This window comes from Segatella hominis (genome assembly GCF_019249725.2).
Classification (GTDB): Bacteria; Bacteroidota; Bacteroidia; order Bacteroidales; family Bacteroidaceae; genus Prevotella.
Window position 1 is genome coordinate 66,647 of record NZ_CP137560.1, and the last position, 20,567, is coordinate 87,213.

Genomic DNA, 20,567 nt, shown 5'->3' on the forward strand with positions numbered 1-20,567 from the left:
AAATATAATATACAGCTTTAAAGACTACTATCTGTGTTCAATGTAAATTTGAACTAGATGGTAGTCTTTTTCAAACATTTTTTGGAAATCCATCATTTAAAAGGTTTATCACGTTGTTGTTTGGATCGTTCAGCACTAACGTTATGTGAGCAATAATCAGCGTCTCTAAAAATTCCATCATTGCCAGGAATGTGATAATATATATCTGTATTTCTGGCTCTACAATATTGACTCTTTTCCATCAATATCTTCACGGCTTTTCGTGCTACTTTTGGATCTTGAGAGAATTTGCCATATTGCATTTCTTGTCTCCAAGGTGTCTGTTCTAACTCATAATTGAAAGTATCACTCAGCTGAACTGGGATGGCAGTTGTTGCTTCTATGCCGTAGCACCCATAGAAAAAGTGACGCAAAAGGTTGATGACTCGTTTAAAGATACCTTTACCTCTAAATTCAGGAAGGACTTCTATCTTATTAATTACCAATATATTGGAATTCATTTGGCATTCAAAAACAAGATTCTCATACTTTTCATTCAAGTTAGTTGTATTTGGATCAAAAAATTCCTTATAAACTTGGAACTGATTGGATTCCATAAATGACTGCATGAGTACGTCTGGCTCTTTGTATTTTTGCGCTCGTTCAACGAGATACAGTCCAACTGATCCTTTACCGGCTACCTCTTCGAAGTTCGGGTCATTCGGCTGGAGATCCTTATTACAATAAATAATCTCAAAATTGTAATGATTATAGTGGTCTTCCATGATATCATCTTCAGTGATTCCTGTTGAAATTTTAAGTTGAATTGCCATTGATTTATACATTTAAGTGAATACTTTGTTATTCAGCTTATTAAAGCCTTATAACTTATCGGGTACAAAGGTAGTGGGTATAGTTCTATCCACCAAAATTCGCAGAATTAATCCCCTAATTTAACACTTTTGAATGTTTTGGTCTGAAAGAGGGTGGCTATAAGTTTAGCAATATTTATTTGAACTACCCACAAGCTAAAGACTTGTGGGATTCCGACTTCTTCAAGGAATGTTTGCATGCAAGTCTTACGCACTCTCCATCGGTGTAATCGACAGTTCCTGCCGATATCCTTGAAGCTAAAGATACAATCTGCGCAGAATATGAGGAAGCTTGTAATAAGAAATTTGAAGAAGAGATAAAAACATTTATCAATACAAATTTCCAAGAGCAAAAACCAGAGATAGGTGACAACATTGTTTGTACCTTTAGTTACAATGGAGTTTTAATGTTAGTCCACCCTATGTGTTGTGATGGGGGAATGGAGTATTAAAGCTTCTGTTAAAGGAAACCAAGGAAGCATCAAACCTGCACAGGAATTGTTCAGAAAACTTAGAGGAAATACCAAAACTGGTTATTTATTAGTCTCAGAAGACACTGTTGCTTCTAAGATAGAACTGGCGTTATCCTTTTCTGACGGATATGTAGGGAATCTTAAATAGCTAAAATTTGTCCCGAAGACATTTTTGCTCCTCTCTTTTGAGATTAAAGAGAGGAGTTATCTTTTTATGCTTGCGTTTTTACCTTTTGGAGTCGGTCTACTACCTTATAGCCCCTTCCATATCGTTTTCCTTTAATTCCTATGAGACCACCTTCATAGTAGTTTACGATGGAACTTCTATGTAGTTTACCAATGATGGCTTTGAGGCTATCTTCCTTGATATCTGGTCTATATTGGATGATGTCATTTAAGATGGATTCTCTTGTTTGTGGCTGATTGTATTTGGTCAATACTATTTCTACCGCTTTGGCTATGGAGATGCTTTGTGTTTCCAGTTCCTTTTCAGTGAGTGTAATTCCTTCAGGAGTTGCAGCGATAAGCTCTTCTTTTTTGGCTAGCAAGGTGAAAGAAATTGTATCGATGTCAAGATTGATGCCAAGAATGTCGGAAATGATACTTTTAAGGACGAATATAAAGAGTTCGCTATCTTTTCCTTTCAAGGATGTTTCCATTTTCCAATATCGTTTTTTGAAAGATAAACTGGTGAGGTCATCTAACTGCTCTTTGGTAACTTCTGCTTTACCTAAAAGACGGTTGTTTGCGACATTTAAGAATGATGTGAAAGAAAATGAGGCAAACTGATTAGGGATAAGTAGGGTATAGATATGGTCATCATTCTCCTGAGCTTTTGGCTTTTTTAAGTTAATCATGCTCATACCTTTGACCAAAGCGATTAAAAATGCCATGCTTGCATAAGAGAGGGATGTTTGTTCATCAAGGCAGATTCCTTTGTAATCAATGTTCTTCTCAGAAATATAATTCATGGAGAATAGGCCATAGCTTGGCCATTGTGAGGAATGGAGCAAGGAAATGAGATTGGCATCATCAGGAAGACCAAGACCTCTATTGACGCTATCCACATATCGGCGCATGTTCTCCACCTCATCCCAAGTGGAAGGTAGCTCAGCTTCTGATGGGGCTGATTCTCTTATTCCTGCAATGATACCCATTCTGATAACATCTGGAGATGTGGAGATTTGCAGGTAATTTACGAGTTTTGCAAACAAATTTGGCTGCCAGTTCATTGACTCACCTGGTGCTTGATCAAAGAAATCGTCAAGATTGCTATCGTATTCTATATAATTTTGGCCCATAAAATAATTTTGTGATCTTGTACTAATAATGTTTTCTTGGTGCAAAAGTAATAAAAATGAATGAGAATGCCAAGCTTATAGCTAAGTTTTTATCCGTCTTACCCTCTTTGCCAGAATTCCTTTTTAACAATCTGACTTCAAATCAGATCGTGAAGAGTCCGCAAACAACGGATGACCATGATATACCTTCCCTGATAAGGCTATTATCTTTGTGACGGGTTAGATCTCTTTTACAAATTAACTTCATGTCATGGGAGGCTATGGAAGTCAGTATGGGTAAAACTCGAACAGGAAAGTATACTGAAAGTGACATTTGCGCTTTTACGCAAGTGCAGTATGTAGTGTGCCTGCCAATACTGTTTTTTACTTATTCCTCCAATTATAGTTACCCTATGCGAGGGAAATCTTTTTCGTTTTATAGAAAATACTTTGAATCTAAACACGAAATAAGCTTTTTTTATATGGATTGAAAAGAAATAACCAAATAAGGGTGTGTCATAAGTCCATGACGCACCCTTATTTGGTTATCGAGTGTTTAGTTTTCAAGGCATGATGAGGACTAGGAAGTTCATTGGATGACTCCTTATTAGCTCCTTGCTTGTTATCGGCAGCCAAGTTCTCTTGGCTTTCCACGATGCCATTGCCATCTACATCTTGCTCGATGGGAGTGGTACTTCTTAGGTCAATGCTTTTTCCATAGTTCTCCGATGTGCTTGCCTTTTCTGCATACTGAAAGATGATTCCAGTGGAGCGTTCGGCTGCCGCAAGAGCATTCTTGGTGAACGATGGATTATCTTGGAGGAGTTCTTTCCAAAACTTATTATGGCTCAAGCTTCGTACCTCAAACTGATACTTCTGGCCAATCATGGCACTACCGATATGGGCAAGCAAATCTTCCTTAACCAGATTCTCATAACTAGTTATCTGGCTCTCCCTGATTCTAGTACTTCTCATAAGGCCTATCGAGAGGTCTCTATAAAAGTCATCCTGTCTATCATAGCAGTGTTGAGGTGACAGATGGATACAATCTTCCTTACTGCTATAGCTGGCAATATCCTTTTTACCATCAAAGTGGATGTTGGCAGGGTAGGATCCCACCTCCTTCAATCTTAAAAGGGAAGACACACTTGCCTGGTCTTGCTGGCCAAAGCGTGATTTCAACCATTCCCATCTTGACGGGTCTCTCTGGGGAAGGTCAGTTTGCTCTATATTATACAGCAGCAGGATGCCCTGTCCTGTGATGAGAGGAAACGGCTCTTTTCTCATATCAACTCTTAAGTTCGCCTTTTGTATCTCTTCTTGGGTGACATACAAAGGTAATTCGTAGCCTTCCTTTTCCGCCAAAAGTGCCAAGACAAGAGCATCTTTCCCGTGATAGGCATCACCATGAGAAGTGTGAGGTATGGCCTTTGGAGCTTGCAACCAAGGAATTTCCGGATAGGTTAATTGCAAGTTTAACTTCTCTGCTATAAGTTTACCATATCGAATATAGGCCTCTTTTTGCTTGAAATCATCAGTGTGCCATCGTCCTTTCTCCGGAGAAACGAAGGCTTCTGAGAGTTCATGAAGTTGGATAACTTTTTGCCGTGGAGCAGGGGAGGCTGCGTCTTGAGAAAGTCCCTGATAAGCTTCCACAAGAGACATTACCTTATTCTTATAGTTCGTATAGCTTTGGTTGATTTTGTCTTCCAAATCCTTTCTGTCCTCTGGGCAGAGGAAGCAAACACTACCATAATACTCTTCCTCAAGTGATTCATATCGGCTATATAAGTTACTCACCTCACTGCCAGATAAGAGTAGTTCAACGTCTCCTGAAAGGGCATTGCTCTTGTCTTTCAAGGAGTCAAAGTAGGGTTTGATGTCTTTGATCTCCTCTTTTGTATTATCGTGAACAGGAATGAGTTGTCGCTTTTGTTCCTCCTGAATCCTCTTCTGTTGAAACTCAAACTTACTCATACGCTTATTCAGTTCATCTTGCCCGCCTAGAATCAAGGATAATTCCTTGGTAAGCATTTGCAGACGTTCTGAATGAGCTTTGCTTTCTCTGTTCAAGAGTTTGATTTCTCTTAAACCTTCATCTATCAGCCCCTCACGAATAGACGGATTATCATCTAAAGTAAGGGGTACTTCTTCATGGTTAGGATTCTTGAAGGCCGACAACTTTCTATTGGAAGATAAAACCAAACCATCAATCATGCCATGAGAAGTAGCGATATGATGGCTTTCCTTGAGCGCAACAATTGTAATATCACCAATCTTATTACCCATCAAAGTGGTTAGCTTATCCAATTGCGCATCCAAATTCTCTCTGTTAACCAAATTTTTGACGGCATTGATGAGCTCTTGATAGAGATAAGCATTGCTTGCATTGATGTTAACATGGTGAACTTTGTCACACTTCTCAGCCATATATACTCCAACAACCACCTCAGAATCACCCGAAAGCGTCCACATTTGAGGAATAATATTTTTTCCAAAATGTTTAGAATAAAGAACTTCTTGCAAGTCTGCTGAGAATGAACCACCTAGGGTAGGAGGATAGCTACGCCCTATGTCCTTGATTAGTTGTTTGAGTTCAGAGCCAGCTATCCCAATCTTCTCCCTCTCTTGTTTCCATTCCGTGGATTCTTTATGAGATAAACGCTTGAACTTTTGGGATGATAGCATCGCCTGAAACTCCGCCAATGTCAATTCTTGAAGCTTTGGATTTGAAGCAGGATTGTCATAAGATGAGATTGAAACAGTAGGCCCCTTCTGCATATCCCGATGATAGACATCCACCATTATCACAGGATTTGTCTTGCTGCTTGAATTTTTAAAAAACTTACCAACCAAATCAGTTCCCACCTTATCCTCGATGATGGTTTCATAGTGTGAGGGGATATGATAGCCTTCTACCTTCAAAATTTGCAAACGTTCAGCTTGCCTTGTCTTTGTGTCAGCTTGCGGGACTCCATCAATCCAGGTGGTGAGAATACCATCCTTCCATTTTACTCCAGGCAGTTTCTTATCCCATTGAGCCTTATCTCTAGCCCATTTGCTCAACTGAATCGCCCATTTTTCCAGGATATTCAGCTCTTCCGTGGAAGAAGAGAGAAAATCTACTTCCTCAGAAGAAAAGAAGTGATCCTTGGGAAAAGGTTTCTTCTCACCGGTTGCTTCGCCTTTACCAAAGATAGACTGCCATCCCATGACGAACCGTTCCCCCAAACTTTTATTCATTGTATTGTTCATACTTGCTTTATGCGAAAGAGCAGATAGGGATGATTGCCAAAGCTATGGTAGGGACCATTATGACGAGGCAAGCATTTCCCTATCTGGAAGTTATATGTTCTTTAAAACTTGCTAATTAGCATTCCCGGAAACGTTTAAGTCCCAAGGGCAGATGGTGGAAACACGACAACCTATCTGCAGACTGTTCTTATATACGTCTAACAACAAATCACCATGAACTTCCACATACTCACCAGCCTTGGCTGCATAATCAAGGAATTGGTTCAAGGTGAACTTAACCCAAGTGAAGGCACGTTTTTCGCCATCCTTATCGGCAGAGAATGCAGAGAAAGTCTTGAACGTTCCGCCGTTCTTGGTAGGGTAGCTCTCCAAGCCTTTTTTGCCAATTTTACCCTTAAACTCCATCTTGCCCTCAATCTTGTCGGCCTGTGATGTATCATTCTCTTTGATATCACCTTCTGCTCTTAGATTATAGTAGAGGGTATCTTCTACTTTCTTGATGTAGAGATTGCCTTGGATGGTGACCTTTTTACCAGCTGCATATTTGGCTGCAGTTGACGCATTACCTTCGGTTGTTACACCAATATGGAGCTCTTTTACACTCTTGTCTCGTCCCTCTATAGGAACCACGATAGTGAAGGCGAGGAACTTGCCACCTTTCTTGTTAGTTTTTTCCTGGGCACTGCTTACAATGATGCCACAGGCTGTGATGTTACATTTGATCATTATTCTTAGTCTATTAAATGATGAATATTCAATTATTACACTTGCTTGAGAGAATGCGTTTGCTTTTCCTCAGGACACTCTGTCTCAAAATAAGTACTTGCCTGGAGTTGGAGCTTGGATGCGTCCACTTTTTCCCTATCACGTTTTACTATATTTTCCTCATCCTTGGACAGCGCCTGCTCATTTTCCTCTTGGATACGACTTGATGCTTTGATGGCCTCTGAAATCTTAATCCTTGCTGCTATTGTCAGCGCTGCTGAGAATAATGTTGAGATAAGTTCCGAGAAGGCATCCTGGTTATTATTCTGCTCACCATTCATCTCCTTCAAGCAGGAAAGCCACTTGGTGGGGTCGTTAGAGTTGGTTATCTGAGCCAACAGTTGTTTGGACATATCCGCCTGTGGATAAGTAACCGGCTGCTTGATATATTGAGAACGATACTCAGCGAGAATGTCTTTTCCATCCTTCATGAGGGGTATGGAATTTCCAGTCTCGCCTTCAATGGCAGCAAGATACTCACGTGGGTCAAATCTTTCCCATTTACCCTGAGAGTTAAGCAACTTGGTCTCAAAGTGAAGGTGTGGTCCAGAGGAGCGGCCTGTATTGCCAGAGATACCAATCTGTTGGCCGGCTTGCACGATGTCGCCCTTTTTCACATCTCTTTTACTCAAATGCATATATACACATTGAAGTTTGCTACCGTCTTCTTTAGTATATTCGACCGTTATCATGTTACCTGTAGCATTGCCTTTACAGGAGGCGACAACCTTTCCGTTGTTCTCGGTGGCATACACGGGTAAGTTCTTGTGACCAGTGGCGATGTCTATACCTCCATGCAGATGGTCACCTCTGTTTTCCTTGAACAATCCTGTAGCTTTAAGCCCCTGCATGTTGATTGGAAGGGCACAAGAAATTGTTTGTATAGGAAGTGAGGCTCCCATATTCTGAGCAAAGCCTATGGTTTTACCCATTTTTTGAGCATAATCCCAAGCCATTTTATCATATCTGTCCAAATGATATCTCTCAATTTCTCCCACCAGGGCTTCCTTATAGCTTGGATTACTAGCATAGCCGCCTCTGCAAATACCATCCGCCCATCCCTTGTAATCGAGCGGGCTTCGTGCAGCGCAATACTTTTGGTATCGCTGCAGCATGAGAACCTTGGAGTGGTCTTCTACACTTGCCCTCACATCACTATATACCCTGAAAGGCTCTGGATATTTATGGTCATCCAAATGATAACTGACAGGTCCGTTCCAAGAACTTCCTTTTTTTACGCCAAAAAAGTTAGAGTCATTCCTGGCTAACTTAGATGTTCCGAAGCTGCTCTCAAATCCCATCTGTGCCAGGGTGATGGATGCTGGTATGCCATACTTGATCTGTTGTTCGATGGCCACCGCTGCATATTTTTCGTAAAATGCTTTTTTGTCTATTGCCATGTTACTATGATTTTGTTGTCCATGAGATGGCACGAGGCCAACCCTATGGACTTATATTATCGGTGAAAACCTCTGGAGGGGGTATTCTCCTTGACTTCTTCCTTTTCCTCTTTGACTGCAGGAATTTGTTCTTGCTTGAGATTCTCATCTGCCTTCACAGAGTTTTTTTGCTCCACTTGCACTTCCTTGTTGACTGTAGGGATAAAACTTACGGCTGCAACAGCTTTCTTATAGGCTGCCATATCATCTGCAAGTCACAGATTATACCATTGTTGCTTAGAGATAGTCTGTCTCTTTTGTTCACCATCAATGGTGGCAATAACAACCTTCACTTTAGGATTTTCCTTGTCTGAGGTAATTCTTACCTTTTCCACACGGCTCAAATCTATGCCTTTTGTGTTTGGCATAATGAGTTCCTGCTTGGAATCAGGATAGGTTGAAGCCATCTCATAATATTTCCGTGCCAAGGCATTATGCATCTGATTCTTATTTTCCTTGCCCATGACACTGAAATATGAGTTGAGATGTTCCTTCATCGGATAGACGGAGAAGGATGGCTCATTCTCAGGTTTAATAAAGAATGCATACTTGCCCATATGATCCTGGATTGCCTGGAACTTCAATATTTTGGTCTCTTGCTTCTCGTTGACCTTACTCGCCACATCAATAGTCTGGTTGGTAAGCAGCGTATATTGTTTGAGTCTGCTCACGGTAACCTCCTTGTCCTTGTAGTAGCTGTTTGGCTGTTTCAAAGCAAGGCTACCGCCTGCATTGTAGAAGCTCACCTCTTTGATTCCTTCTTTTCCAAGAGCGATACCAACACGTCTTTTATTCATACCAGGAACCTCATTGTTTACCTGCAAAGATGCACCAGCAGGCAATATGACATCGGCGGTCTTGTTCTGTCTATCCATGACCACCACAAGTTCCTTGGTGTCAATGCTAGGTAACTTGTTGAGTTCACGAGATATGGAAAAATCATTAGAGCAAGAGAGCAAGTCTTTGTTAGGCAGTTCTCCCTTAATCGCCTCATAATTTACCTTTCTGCTAGCCATGAGGTTGTCAATGGTCTCAAGGGCATTGTTAACATCCCTCTCAAGGATACCTACCAGTTTGCTATTCTCCTTGATTTCTCGCTCCCAGTAAGGAATCTGCTTTTGACTTTCTTGGGAGAAGGTAGCCGGTAATCCCTGACGAGCCATCATCACACCTGCCGTAAGTTCTCTGACTAGCAACTCATGCTTGGCATCATCAGCTGGCAAAAGATTATTTCTGCCTGTGCGGTCCAATCTATGTTCATGACCAGTAGAACCCACAACGGCACGATAGATATCATTGGCTTTAAGGATGGCTTTAACCTCCTCATTACCGCCCTTTGGACTCATGCCGCTGACAATGATCTTGTCCTGGACTTTATCATATTGTGCATCTTGCAACACCATAACTCTCTCATACCCAATACCAGATGACTTCGCAACCTGCGATGCCGTTTGATAGGCAGTGGACAAGATTTTCTGAGCAGAAGGAACGTCCTTGCTCATCTTTGCGACATCTTGACCATCATTCATGGCAATGCGATTACCTGCTCTGATAAGTTTTGGCAAGCAATTATCCAATGCATGATAAGGAAAGGCTGCATAGCTTATCTTTTTTCCACCCACATCCTTGGTGGATGCAGGAAGGCCAAGGACTTTTCCCATCACATCTGCCTTCTCTCCATAAGTCTCATAGAAATCCTTGTTTCTGATGAGGATAATGGCATCAGGATGTTTCTTCTCTTGCTCCATGACATATGAAACGGCAGTCTCAGCAGAAAGCTCTTTTGCATGATCTTTACTGAAATTCTTGATCTGCTCTCCTTTTTCACGGACCAAAGAGCCATAACCTTCCACATCATTTGCAGGCATGACCGTCTGGTCTATGTTATACATATGGAAACGCTGACGAGTAGCATGAATCGCGTAATTGGTCTTTTCTGCATCACTCAATTCTGCATATTGCTCCTTTGAAATTGTATCGTTTGGATTAGTCACGTTTTGGTATTCCCATTTTGTCCAGTTGAAAGGCAATGATGTCTGTCCTCTCATCACCGGCATATCGTTATCCTTGGCAGGGTTAAAAGAGGTGTAAACATTGGTCTTATAACCTTGCAAGTCAGAGTTCAAGTTCATCATCAGGTTGTTGAACGGCGTAATAGGCTTCTTGAAATGCAAGAACTCAGCATTGCTTTTACCCTTACCATTCATCCAAACTCCATCATGAGACTTGGCCATTTCGAGTGCACCAAGAAGAATGGATGCATGGGTAGCAGCTTTAGCTGTACTAATCTGTTCATCTTTAGCTGTCTCCTCACTTACCTTTGGTAAAACATCTTGCTTTGCCTCCTTTTCCACTTGGTGATAAGCTGCATGTTGCTCATCATCAGAGATTGCCTTGGCTTCTTTCTCAGCCACGTGCATAGGTACTCCAGTGTGGGCAATCTGTTCTGCTTTACCTGCAACATCGGTTTGGATGTTACTATCCTCATGGGCCGGCTGTTCTTCTTGATGTTGAGAGTTCTCTGGCTTTTCCTCCATAACCGCTTCTTCCTCAACCGTCTGATATTCGGGCATTTCAGAAAGGTTATCAATGACAGCATCCAAATTTCTCTCCCAAGTAGCTCCATGATCATATGGGAAACTGTGCTTTACCATGAGTCCGATATTGCTCACGGTACCCACGTCAATGGAATCCTTCTCCTTGTTATATTCAAAATGAAGGAGGTCTCCATTTGGCATGGTGAATGCAGGTGTTTTATCTCTGAGTTTTAGTGTCATCTCTTCCTCGGCCATGTTCTTGGCTACCTCCACTACTGCTTCAGAGGCATCTTTCTCCAATCCATAGCTATCGATGGACATTCTCAGATCATTCTCACTCACTCTGCGAAGTAGTTCATAGGTACCACCCACACTGTTGTTATATACTACTGCGTAGTTTTCATTTTCCGCTAACAAGCTATCACCTGAATTACTTGTTGCACTTTTAGTGATTTGGGACTGTGTTAGAGCATCACCAGGGTCATACTCTTGAGCCAGATTGAGCAACTGATCCCATTTCTCTTTAGTATTCAAGTCATCGAACTCCTGAGTATCATCAGTACTCTGCAAATACTGGTATGAGAAGTAATACGGCTTACCCTGTTGAGTATCCTTTATTTCATGCGAGTTATTCTTAGAATCGTTCATATTCTGTTCTTTGTTCGTATTTTGTTCTGTCACTATGTTTGGAAGAAGGGAAGCTCCTGCCGTCAAAAGCTGCTCATCTGTAGCATTTTGAATCCATGAGCCAAATACTTCATGCTCCTTATAATAGTCTCGCAGTTCTGATAGACTTTTGACCTGTAAGACGGTATGCTCACTGTTCTTGTCAGAAACTATGTTATGGATAAGTGCCGTAAAATGGTTCTCAGCTGGACTGACCGAAGATACTTGTGTTTCTTGTGGGGCATCTTTTTCCTGAGAAATCTGGTCAAGTTTGATTTGCTCAAACTGTTCCTTATTCTTGAGCTGTTCCTCAATACCATCGAGGTTACCTTCCATAAGTGGCTTTTCACCCAACTTTACCTTCTGCTTATCAATCTCTTCCAAAATCATTCGAGAAGCCTTGTTGACATCGGACATGACTGTGACGATATACTTTGGCTCTTCACGCAATTTTTGTATCCACCAATCTACATAAGCTGCATTATTGTCTGAGATTCTATTGGAAAATCCCATCGCATTGCCGATGACAAAGGCAGTAGTCTCTGCCACAAGTTCTTCTTTAGCATATTCCTGCGAACCGAACTGAGCTTCTGGCAAACGGTCAAGTCTACTAGAATGTCCCGTGGAGTGCGCCATTTCGTGCATAGCAGAGGAATAATACTCCTGTCCATCCATGAAGATTTCCTCAAGTTCATCGTGAATGTTGAACTGTGCCTTCATAGGCACCACAATAGAGTCTTTCTTCGCATTGTAAACAGCTCCCTTTGCCTCTTGATCCACTTGGATAGGACAAAGCCATTCCTGTTTGTCAAACATACGATCAAGAGCTTCATTCTTATACATACCCTTATCATCCTTGATAGGCGGGAATTGGAATCGGGAGAGGATGGCTTGGTATTTCTCGTTATTATCCTCTTCAAAAGTGGTTTGGTCTATGTTCCATTCGTTGAAAACCTTCAAATAGGGACGTACTTGACATTTGTTTTGCTCATCCTTGGATAAGTCACGAAAAGCATCCTCAGACAAACGCTTTCCATTTTCATCCTTGATATTGAGTCCCCACTTGAATACAGGAACAGAATGCTCACCTTTTTTTATATGAACACCATTCTCCTTCATCTGTGTTCTCGTCATGTAGACTGGAACATGGAAACCCCTCATGGAAGTGTGAACCTGAAGCAAAAAGGCATTGCCACCTACATAAGTTCTGCCAGTGATGTTCTGCGGAAGGCCACCAAAGCCATGTGAACCTTCTGTCCATCCTTGTTCCCAGTCCTTTTTTTTGCTGTTTTCCAAACGCTGAATCATCAGGTCGGCGAACTTTTGGATGGCACGGTCGATTCGGGTGCCTTCCGTTTCCTCTTGTTTGTTGATTTCTTTGTTATCCATATTGAATTATTGATAGTTATACAGCTTTTTGGGTACAAAGTAAATGAAATCCATTAGGATAGAGACAATTGGAAAAATTGAATTTTATTTTTAACTTAAATCGGGCATTTTACGGCAAAAATCGTCTGAAAAGTGTTAAAAAGGAATGATAATTGATGATTTCTTATAATTAGGCAATAACATCGGAGTTGACCCAAATACCTAAAAAAATGAGCAACCTAATTAGGCTGCTCATTTTCATTATATGAGTCCCATTAAAAGGGGGGCTCAATATATTATAATTAATTGTTATCGTCTGTTATTACCAAACGGGGCTGATACTGCATTCTTCGTTGTATTTTCCATTATATATATCATAAAATTTGCTTGCGAACATGAGACACCATATCTTGCCTTTCCCTTTCTGTGTGGATGTCCAGTACATTCCCGTTTCATTCTTCTTGAAAACTTCACTACAGGTGAATTTACATCCAGAGGCAGAAAAATATATGGTTTCCATTAGGACCGATTACGCGATATCCGTAAATGAATTTTTGTCGTTTTACAAGCAAAATCCCACGAAACCCTATAGGTTGCGGATTTGAGGTTAATAATCATTTTTCGTGTCCACTTTGGTGAGCTGCTACAATGGTTATTATTGTGATAAAACTCTCAAACATCCAAATTTCGTATTTTCAAAGGATTTTGCAATATGAATTTGCGTATTTTCGTATATTTCATGGAAATAAATTTGCGTATTTTCAATATCATTCGTATCTTTGCACTGCGTAAGTATCAAATAGTCAGTAACTTTTATATAAAAAATAAAGAAAAGAATATATGAATAGAATATTTAAGCGCAAATTGTATGATAGATTGCTTCAATGGAAGGCTACAAGGGATGGTAAAACTGCTATTCTTGTAGAGGGGGCACGCCGTGTAGGTAAGTCTACTTTGGTGGAACAGTTTGCACAAAAAGAGTATGAATCATACATCCTTATAGACTTCAATAAGGCATCAAAACGAGTTGTTTCCTTGTTTGATGATTTGATGGATATTGATTTTATCTTCCTTCAGTTGCAAACCATATATAAAACCATCTTGACCAATAGGCGTTCTGTCATCATCTTTGATGAAGTTCAGTCTTGTCCTAAGGCAAGACAAGCCATCAAGTATTTGGTGGCTGATGGGCGTTATGACTACATTGAGACGGGCTCGCTTATCAGTATTACTAAGAATACAAAAAACATCACTATTCCCAGTGAGGAAGAACGGGTTGCCTTGTATCCTATGGATTATGAAGAGTTCAGATGGGCATTGGGTGATTACGCTTCTATACCTCTTCTAAAGCAGTTCTTCGACAAACGCCTGTCACTCGGACAAGCCCATAGAGACAAGATGAGAGAACTCCGGCTATATGCACTCATAGGAGGGATGCCACAAGCTGTAAACGAATATCTGGTGTCGAATAATCTGAGTATGGTGGATCTCGTGAAACGTGATATCATTCGTCTGTATCTCGATGATTTCCAAAAGATAGATCCTTCGCGTAGAATAGAGCAATTGTTTAAGAATATTCCTGCTCAGTTGTCTCAAAATAGCAATCGTTATAAGCCATATTCAGTCTTAGGAAATGTGGAGGATCACAAGCTGCAGGGGCTGTTGCGAGAGATGGAGGATAGCAAGACCGTATTGTTTGCCAGTCATGCCAATGAGCCTAATGTAGGTATGTCGCTTCATAAAGATACCAATAAGTTCAAGCTCTTCTGTGCAGACACAGGCCTTTTTATAACTCTGGCGTTTTGGGACAAGGAATTTACAGATAATGTCATCTACGATAAGCTACTAGGCGATAAGTTGAGTGCCAATTTAGGTTATGTATATGAGAACTTAGTGGCACAGATGCTGACGGCTTCTGGCAATGAACTTTTTTACTACACTTGGCCTAAGGATGCTACTCACAATTATGAGATAGACTTTTTGGTGTCTCGTGGTTCCAAGATTTGTCCGATAGAGGTTAAATCTTCGGGGTATAAGTCGCATGCCTCACTTGATGCCTTTAGTGAGAAGTTCTCGAAAGTTGTCTTGCAAAAATACCTGTTTTATGGCAAGGATTTGCAGAAGGATGGCAACACTCTTTTGCTACCATTCTATATGACTCCTTTCGTCTAAATCCAAAAGAAAGTGTTAAGTCTTGAGCCCATTTAAAAAGTCATTTTTACGAAAATGTGCTATTGATTGTCAATAAGTTACAAAGACAAAAAATATGATTCGGGACTTTTTCAATTGGACTCAGTTTAAAATAATATAGTACCTTTGCGTAGTCAAAATCTATGTTGTGTAGAAATCAAAAGAATCCTTTGTGGATAAGTTTTTCTGATGTGAAGCCAACATAATTGACTACGCAACATATTAAATATTATGTTGTACACAACATAACAACTCAATATGAACGAACACATCGGTCTGATTGTTGTATGAAAAAAAAGAGAGGCAATAGGTTTCTTGATTACAGCCTATGACTCTCTTCTTATTTTGATTATCTAATACCCATAACCTTGGTGTTGGATTCTTCTTTGTTGAGCGTTCTGTCAAACTCTCTTTCAGCTAAAGCCTGGTTCTCATCATGTTTTTTGAGAACGGCATTTGATAAGGTTGAAAGAGGCAAATAGCCTTTTTCATAAGCATCAATGGCATTTTCAGAAATACCAATGACGCAGGGCTTACCATCAATATTAGCTATCATTGAGCCTCCCTTTATAACTGGTGAAGTGATGCGAGGATTCAATGATTCTTCCTCATATTGCTTATATGTTTTTCTTGGCTCACTACTTGTCCTGGCCTGACCAAGAGCAGCATGCCCTGCATTATTGAGCAAGTTGGCTCCGCCGAATCCCAACAAAAGCATTTTGAGCAATGGATTCTTGATGAACAAGCCACCGAATATGGAAGCCAAAGGTAATAAGTTGTCCTCTAACTGCAGGTTAGGATTCTTACCCGTAAACATACCAATAATCATGTCAGGGAGCATGGCAAGTACATAGCCTAAATTCTTGGTCACATCACTAAAGTCAGACAAACCTGCATGTTGCAAGGCATTTCCCCAGCCCTCTGTCAACTCCGTTGGAAAGGCACTAAAAATACCATTACCAGCATCAAGAGTGTTTGGAGTTTGAGAGAAAGGCGAGTTCTGTACCGCTGAAAAGGAAGGTGTATAACCAGAGTTATTTGTGTTAGTTGGGCCTGGCATATTGTTTTGCTGATTGAAACTATCCATATTTGGATCTCTATTATCATTTTTTTTAGCCCTTGCTGTATATGAACCTTGCCTTTTCTCACAAACTTGTGCTGCTGCAGCGTAGTCATAGGCTCGTTGGCTCACTTGCTTGAGAGTCATTCTTTTACCTCCAATACTTATCCATGCCTTACTTTCTCTGGACATTTCCATCGCAATGGAATAAAATCCTGATGCACATTGCTGGCATCTTTTCGTCCCAAGCTTGAGCATCCATTGAGGAACCTTGCTAGAAGCATCGAATGGAATAGCCTGTTTTGAAAAACTCGTTCTTATCATGTTTAGCAATTTGCCAGTTTGATTCTTATGCTGGCTATAAACATGATCCATATCCTTTTTGGTTCTATCAGAGAAGGATGGGATAAAGGTCTTGATTTTTCTTTCAAGTTGACCATTGAGTTTGTATATCCCTACAGTATTGGCACGCTTGATATTATCACTTCCTTCTTGGATGTGCCTCTGAGCATCCTGATCACCTAACAAATTCTTACAATCCTCTTTGGCATATTTCTCGTTTTGCCATGTATTTTCATGGTGGATGGCAAAGCCCGTCCTTAATCCGCCATCTATTACGGCTCCACTCCAAGCTGAGTTTAAAAATGCTGCTGCTTTAGGTGTAACGTTGATGCCAGCTTTGGTGGCACCTTTCACCAGAAGTGAACTACCGCTGCCATATCCACCTGTCAAGCCAGCATCTATCATCATGGATCCCCCTATGGCAGTTGCTTTTTCGGCGATGTTGGGGCTATAGATATCATCCGCTTTTTTCTCAATGGTATCATCCAATTCTCCTTTTTTAGGGCCAATACTGGGCAATAACCCCAAAAGGCTATCTTCCATGGCTCTCTTAGCGATATAGGCAGCACTGTTTTTGGGGACTTGCTCCCTTGCCAGTTGTTCAACGATAAGACCTTGGAATCTATTGGCAACATATTTTTCTGCAAATACAGCCAGCTTTTCATTTTCCTTGCCTCCATGCATTCTGACCAACTCCCTATAGAAAGAGTTGAGAAAAGTTTGATAGTCCTTGGCGAACTTAGTATCCTTTCCCCATCTATCCTTGCAAAACTTAATCACATCATCTGAAGACTTCTTATACCATTTACCTGCAGCCTTAAGCTGCAGGTCCGTATTTTGAAGTTGTACATTCACAGGAACAAAGGGTGAGGCATTCTTTTGAAGTTGCTCAGTAAATTCCTTAATCTGATTATGCTTAAGCTGTCGGGTTTCCTTGATAAGCGTAGGCGCCAAGTACTTGCTAAAGTACTGGCGCATGCAATAGTCAATCTCCGATAAATTCTTGTAATCGTAGTCCTTTGCCATATAAAATGGTGTTTAAAATGAAAGTAATTGTTGACGTGCCTGCTCAATGGCCTTATGATAGACCGACATTTGCTTAGGATAGAATCGGGTAAGCCAGTCATTTTGCGAAATCTCGTCATTGATGAACTTGATGGCCAGCATTCGCGTAATCTCAATTGCTTTCTCACCCTTTTCCCTTCCATTGAACCAGGCTTTGGTCCAACATCTTCTGCCAGATGAGTCAAAATAGACGTAGGCTTCATGCTTGATATCAAAGCTCTCTACATCTATAGCCAAATCTGAAAGCGGGTCAATCACTAAGCCGTCTGAGGCAACTTGATCAGAAAGTTTTTTTTTTGAGTTTCTGTCCAGGAAGCAGGGTATGCATCGTGTCGAAGCATCACATAGCTCAAGAAATCCTCAATCAAAAGATTTTGTACTTTCTCGGCAAGAGGGACGCTCCTCTCTGATAATCCTAAAGGATTCCCCATATTGGGCATCTTCTCAAAGAGATAATTTCTGTTGGCTGCCTCTGAGAAAATATGGCGCAGGTGCGTCTGCATTCTCTCTGGTGGCTGATAGCTGCCAGTACGAAGCTCATTCATATAGCTCGGCAGCCATCGCAACATCATCATGAGAATTTCATCCTGCTCCTTGTCATAGTTTGTCTTGACCTCTTGGTTTCCCAGTTTCTCTGGCTTAGGCATATTGCTAATACCCATCGCTGCCAGTTGTTGTATGTTAGCCCAAATCATACCCAAGAACTCCATCGGGTCAATGCTCACTCCATCAAATCGTACTTCCAGATGGAGGAACTTGCCGCTTTTCCCCACTTCCTGACCTGCTCTGATGCTTGTTCCATAAGGACAGTAAGCTTCTTCAACATGACCATACTTTACCTCATACTTTCCGTATTTGGCAACAATATAGTTTCCATGGATGGAATCATGTCCAGCACCGATAATCGTACCAGTGGCAATGGCATAAAGACTTTTACCATTCGTTAGTAAATCCACCCCTTGGTGGTGGAACTGATTTCCATTGGATGGATGTCTTTGCTCACCATATCCCAGCGTGGTCTGCAATTCTTCATCGTCGCCCAGAGCGAAGGGCATCATAAATCCACTTCCTGACTCCAGGAGCATATCTTGATAATTCTTTTTCATTGTTCTCTAAATTAAATTATTATTCATTGACTAAAGCCCCATACCTCTTGGGCGTTGAACGATATCCTCTTCTGCGTCTTGTGACACACTCGAGGACGGGATGCTAACTGCAGACTGCAAATAGCCATTAGGTGGTGAAGCTTGCTGATAGCCTTGGCTTGGGGGTTGTTGGATAGGCATTTGTTGATAGCCTGCCTGACGGTGGTTGATATTCTTAAGAGTCATACCACCCAGCAATAAGCTGGCAGCCTTGCCCAACCACCCAAATCTTCCAAACATCATATAGGAAGCTACGGCTAGACTCAAGATGTTCATCTTAGAGACACTGCCGCCTGTTATTTCATTTACGGCATGGTTCATGCCGCTCATAACCTTATTCAGCATACCATCCTGCCCATAACCTTGTGGGGTATTCTGATAAGGATTGCTCACTTGATAAGGATTCTGGTAGGGGTTTGGGTAAGATTGTGTACTTGGATCCGAATAGCCACCTTGGTCATTCTCGACCATGCCATTACCAACATAGTCTTTTCCTATTTGATACAAATTAGCACCTTCGTCAGCTACACCAGCCACAGTTCCTTTTCCTGTCTGATAAAGGTTCACACCTTCATCCACTACTGCTCCTGCAGCATCGGTTACCTTATTATATATGTCTGGGGCATTATCACCAGCTACAGCTTGTCCTACCATACCACCAAGTCCATTCTCTGAGGCGTTACTTCCACCCAATACATATAAAAGAGGTTTCAGGAAGCCATCTCCTGAAGCGATGCCATATGCTCCAAGAGCGAAAGCTGAGTGCCATCCCAATGTTTTTGGGTTCTTTGCATAGAATCTTGCTGTCTTCTTTAAGGTACTTTCTTTCTTGGCGGCTTCCTTGGCAGTTTCTTTTTCAGCCTCCTTGGCGTTCTTTACTTTCTCAGCTGCCTTTTCGGTTGTCTTCGGAGCTTCCTTAGTTGCTTGTTTTGTGCTGGATTTCATTTCCTCAGCAACTTTCTTTTCTGCTTTGATCGTTTCTTCAGCTACATCCTTCTTTCCCCTGATAGCTTCTTTTGCCTTAGCTATAGGGTGGAAATTCGGTTTAAAAGATGCCTTTGGCAATGAATTCTCCCAAGAAAGATAACCGCTGTCTTTAAAGATGGGGTTTCTTGCGGGTTTCATCGAAGGCATCACTTGTGAAGTCTGCTCCGTTACAGAAGGTTTTGGAGAAAATCTATGAAACCAATTCTTCATTCTATCCGTAAAGGAGAGGGTAGGAGTTGCCTTTTGTACTGTCATAGGAACTTCCTTTGGGGTTCTTTTCCACAAATTATTCCAAGTATCCTTCATGGAAAAATTTAACCTACCATTGAAGGAAGGAATGAAGTTAAACTTCGGCAATGATCTCTCCTTTGAGATAGGTGATAGGGCTGCCTTACCTTTTTCAGCACCTAAAGGACTGACCTTGGCACCCTTGACGATGGCTTCTGTCTCTTTTGTGGCATGTAGGGCTTGTTTTCCTCCACGGAAGAAACTCTTGCCTTTTTCCAAGGCTGCCACGCCCAATTCTTTCCAAAATGCCATAATGATGTATTGTGAAGTTAATGAACTGGATAATTGATTCTAACAATGGCACGAGCTTTATGAATCTCGGTCTTTGGTGTCTCTATAATACCTCCACCGGTAGTGGAGCATAACCATGCCTGATAGCCTGGATTCTCCTTGACCTCTGTAGAGGTCCAGTACCAAGTATCATCTGTTTTATCAATGGGGATTCCACCCAGTTTCTCAATGATACCATTGATATAAGCTGCACTTTTTACCAATAGGCATTGTTCTGCCACGCTAGGTATATAGTCACTTTGCCCTCCGCTGTGAAAATGAAACATGGTTTCTGCAATTGGGCAGCCCTTACCTGTTTTTTTAAACTTGCTTTGGAACATGGCGATGGTATTGGTATGCCCATCGAAAGCGGAAATATCCTGGCTTGTACCATTCTCCAGCCCCAGAGAGTCACAAAATGCCCCCCGGGTTTCTTGGAGCATCACAGCAAGGGCAGGATGCTCATCCGTGGCCTCGGCAAAAATGACACCCACCGCTTTCTTGGTGGATTGACTGAAATAAGTTTGAGTATCCATACAGCTGTGGTCATCACACAGAACATAGCCAACATGTAATTGATGGTCAG

Annotated in this window: 13 protein-coding genes; 1 reads left to right on the forward strand and 12 read right to left on the reverse strand. The window is 41.3% G+C overall.

The genetic code is table 11. The features are described from left to right. Positions 1-92: 92 nt before the first annotated feature. From KUA50_RS15725 to KUA50_RS15755, 7 genes are all read right to left on the reverse strand, one after another. The gene (locus tag KUA50_RS15725) at positions 93-812 is read right to left on the reverse strand and encodes a hypothetical protein (RefSeq protein WP_218458074.1); all 720 of its coding nucleotides are present in this window, start codon (positions 810-812) and stop codon (positions 93-95) included. A gap of 724 nt (positions 813-1,536) precedes the next feature. Further along, complete coding sequence (locus tag KUA50_RS15730) at positions 1,537-2,625, reverse strand: hypothetical protein (protein ID WP_218458076.1); 1,089 nt, start codon at positions 2,623-2,625, stop codon at positions 1,537-1,539. Positions 2,626-3,141: 516 nt separating this feature from the next. After that, entirely contained in the window at positions 3,142-5,859 is a 2,718-nt protein-coding gene (locus KUA50_RS15735) for a DUF1738 domain-containing protein (RefSeq protein WP_218458077.1), read from the reverse strand. A gap of 111 nt (positions 5,860-5,970) precedes the next feature. Beyond that, positions 5,971-6,585 carry a hypothetical protein gene (locus KUA50_RS15740; RefSeq protein ID WP_218458079.1) on the reverse strand — a complete coding sequence of 205 codons (615 nt, stop codon included), beginning with the start codon at positions 6,583-6,585 and terminating at the stop codon, positions 5,971-5,973. 35 nt (positions 6,586-6,620) lie between these two features. Beyond that, positions 6,621-8,024 carry a glucosaminidase domain-containing protein gene (locus tag KUA50_RS15745; protein WP_218458080.1) on the reverse strand — a complete coding sequence of 468 codons (1,404 nt, stop codon included), beginning with the start codon at positions 8,022-8,024 and terminating at the stop codon, positions 6,621-6,623. Positions 8,025-8,080: 56 nt separating this feature from the next. Beyond that, positions 8,081-8,266, reverse strand: a complete 186-nt coding sequence (locus tag KUA50_RS15750) for a hypothetical protein (RefSeq protein ID WP_218458081.1) — start codon at positions 8,264-8,266, stop codon at positions 8,081-8,083. Positions 8,267-8,278: 12 nt separating this feature from the next. Further along, entirely contained in the window at positions 8,279-12,655 is a 4,377-nt protein-coding gene (locus tag KUA50_RS15755; RefSeq protein WP_218458082.1) for a zincin-like metallopeptidase domain-containing protein, read from the reverse strand. 819 nt (positions 12,656-13,474) lie between these two features. Between KUA50_RS15755 and KUA50_RS15760 the strand changes: the two genes are divergently transcribed. Further along, positions 13,475-14,806: an ATP-binding protein gene (locus tag KUA50_RS15760; protein WP_218458083.1), complete on the forward strand. Its 1,332-nt coding sequence runs from the start codon at positions 13,475-13,477 to the stop codon at positions 14,804-14,806. A 367-nt stretch (positions 14,807-15,173) separates the two neighbouring features. Here KUA50_RS15760 and KUA50_RS15765 read toward each other — a convergent pair whose 3' ends face one another. Genes KUA50_RS15765 through KUA50_RS15785 form a run of 5 tightly spaced genes read right to left on the reverse strand, consistent with a single transcriptional unit; the run spans position 15,174 to position 20,517 of the window. Beyond that, complete coding sequence (locus tag KUA50_RS15765) at positions 15,174-17,252, reverse strand: hypothetical protein (RefSeq protein WP_218458084.1); 2,079 nt, start codon at positions 17,250-17,252, stop codon at positions 15,174-15,176. Positions 17,253-17,264: 12 nt separating this feature from the next. Further along, positions 17,265-17,549, reverse strand: a complete 285-nt coding sequence (locus tag KUA50_RS15770) for a hypothetical protein (RefSeq protein WP_218458085.1) — start codon at positions 17,547-17,549, stop codon at positions 17,265-17,267. Beyond that, positions 17,549-18,397 (reverse strand): M23 family metallopeptidase, encoded by an 849-nt coding sequence (locus tag KUA50_RS15775; RefSeq protein WP_218458087.1) that lies wholly within the window; start codon positions 18,395-18,397, stop codon positions 17,549-17,551. The genes KUA50_RS15770 and KUA50_RS15775 overlap by 1 nt, the downstream gene beginning before the upstream one ends. A gap of 30 nt (positions 18,398-18,427) precedes the next feature. Next, complete coding sequence (locus KUA50_RS15780) at positions 18,428-19,963, reverse strand: coiled-coil domain-containing protein (protein WP_218458089.1); 1,536 nt, start codon at positions 19,961-19,963, stop codon at positions 18,428-18,430. Between the two features lie 17 nt (positions 19,964-19,980). Beyond that, complete coding sequence (locus KUA50_RS15785) at positions 19,981-20,517, reverse strand: hypothetical protein (protein ID WP_218458090.1); 537 nt, start codon at positions 20,515-20,517, stop codon at positions 19,981-19,983. Positions 20,518-20,567: the final 50 nt, after the last annotated feature.

What these genes read in the sequence shown, in the direction of transcription:
- KUA50_RS15725 (WP_218458074.1), bottom strand. Translation starts at nt 812, where the DNA reads ATGGCAATTCAACTTAAAATTTCAACAGGAATCACTGAAGATGATATC.
- KUA50_RS15730 (WP_218458076.1), bottom strand. Translation starts at nt 2,625, where the DNA reads ATGGGCCAAAATTATATAGAATACGATAGCAATCTTGACGATTTCTTT.
- KUA50_RS15735 (WP_218458077.1), bottom strand. Translation starts at nt 5,859, where the DNA reads ATGAACAATACAATGAATAAAAGTTTGGGGGAACGGTTCGTCATGGGA.
- KUA50_RS15740 (WP_218458079.1), bottom strand. Translation starts at nt 6,585, where the DNA reads ATGATCAAATGTAACATCACAGCCTGTGGCATCATTGTAAGCAGTGCC.
- KUA50_RS15745 (WP_218458080.1), bottom strand. Translation starts at nt 8,024, where the DNA reads ATGGCAATAGACAAAAAAGCATTTTACGAAAAATATGCAGCGGTGGCC.
- KUA50_RS15750 (WP_218458081.1), bottom strand. Translation starts at nt 8,266, where the DNA reads ATGGCAGCCTATAAGAAAGCTGTTGCAGCCGTAAGTTTTATCCCTACA.
- KUA50_RS15755 (WP_218458082.1), bottom strand. Translation starts at nt 12,655, where the DNA reads ATGGATAACAAAGAAATCAACAAACAAGAGGAAACGGAAGGCACCCGA.
- KUA50_RS15760 (WP_218458083.1), top strand. Translation starts at nt 13,475, where the DNA reads ATGAATAGAATATTTAAGCGCAAATTGTATGATAGATTGCTTCAATGG.
- KUA50_RS15765 (WP_218458084.1), bottom strand. Translation starts at nt 17,252, where the DNA reads ATGGCAAAGGACTACGATTACAAGAATTTATCGGAGATTGACTATTGC.
- KUA50_RS15775 (WP_218458087.1), bottom strand. Translation starts at nt 18,397, where the DNA reads ATGAAAAAGAATTATCAAGATATGCTCCTGGAGTCAGGAAGTGGATTT.
- KUA50_RS15780 (WP_218458089.1), bottom strand. Translation starts at nt 19,963, where the DNA reads ATGGCATTTTGGAAAGAATTGGGCGTGGCAGCCTTGGAAAAAGGCAAG.
- KUA50_RS15785 (WP_218458090.1), bottom strand. Translation starts at nt 20,517, where the DNA reads ATGGATACTCAAACTTATTTCAGTCAATCCACCAAGAAAGCGGTGGGT.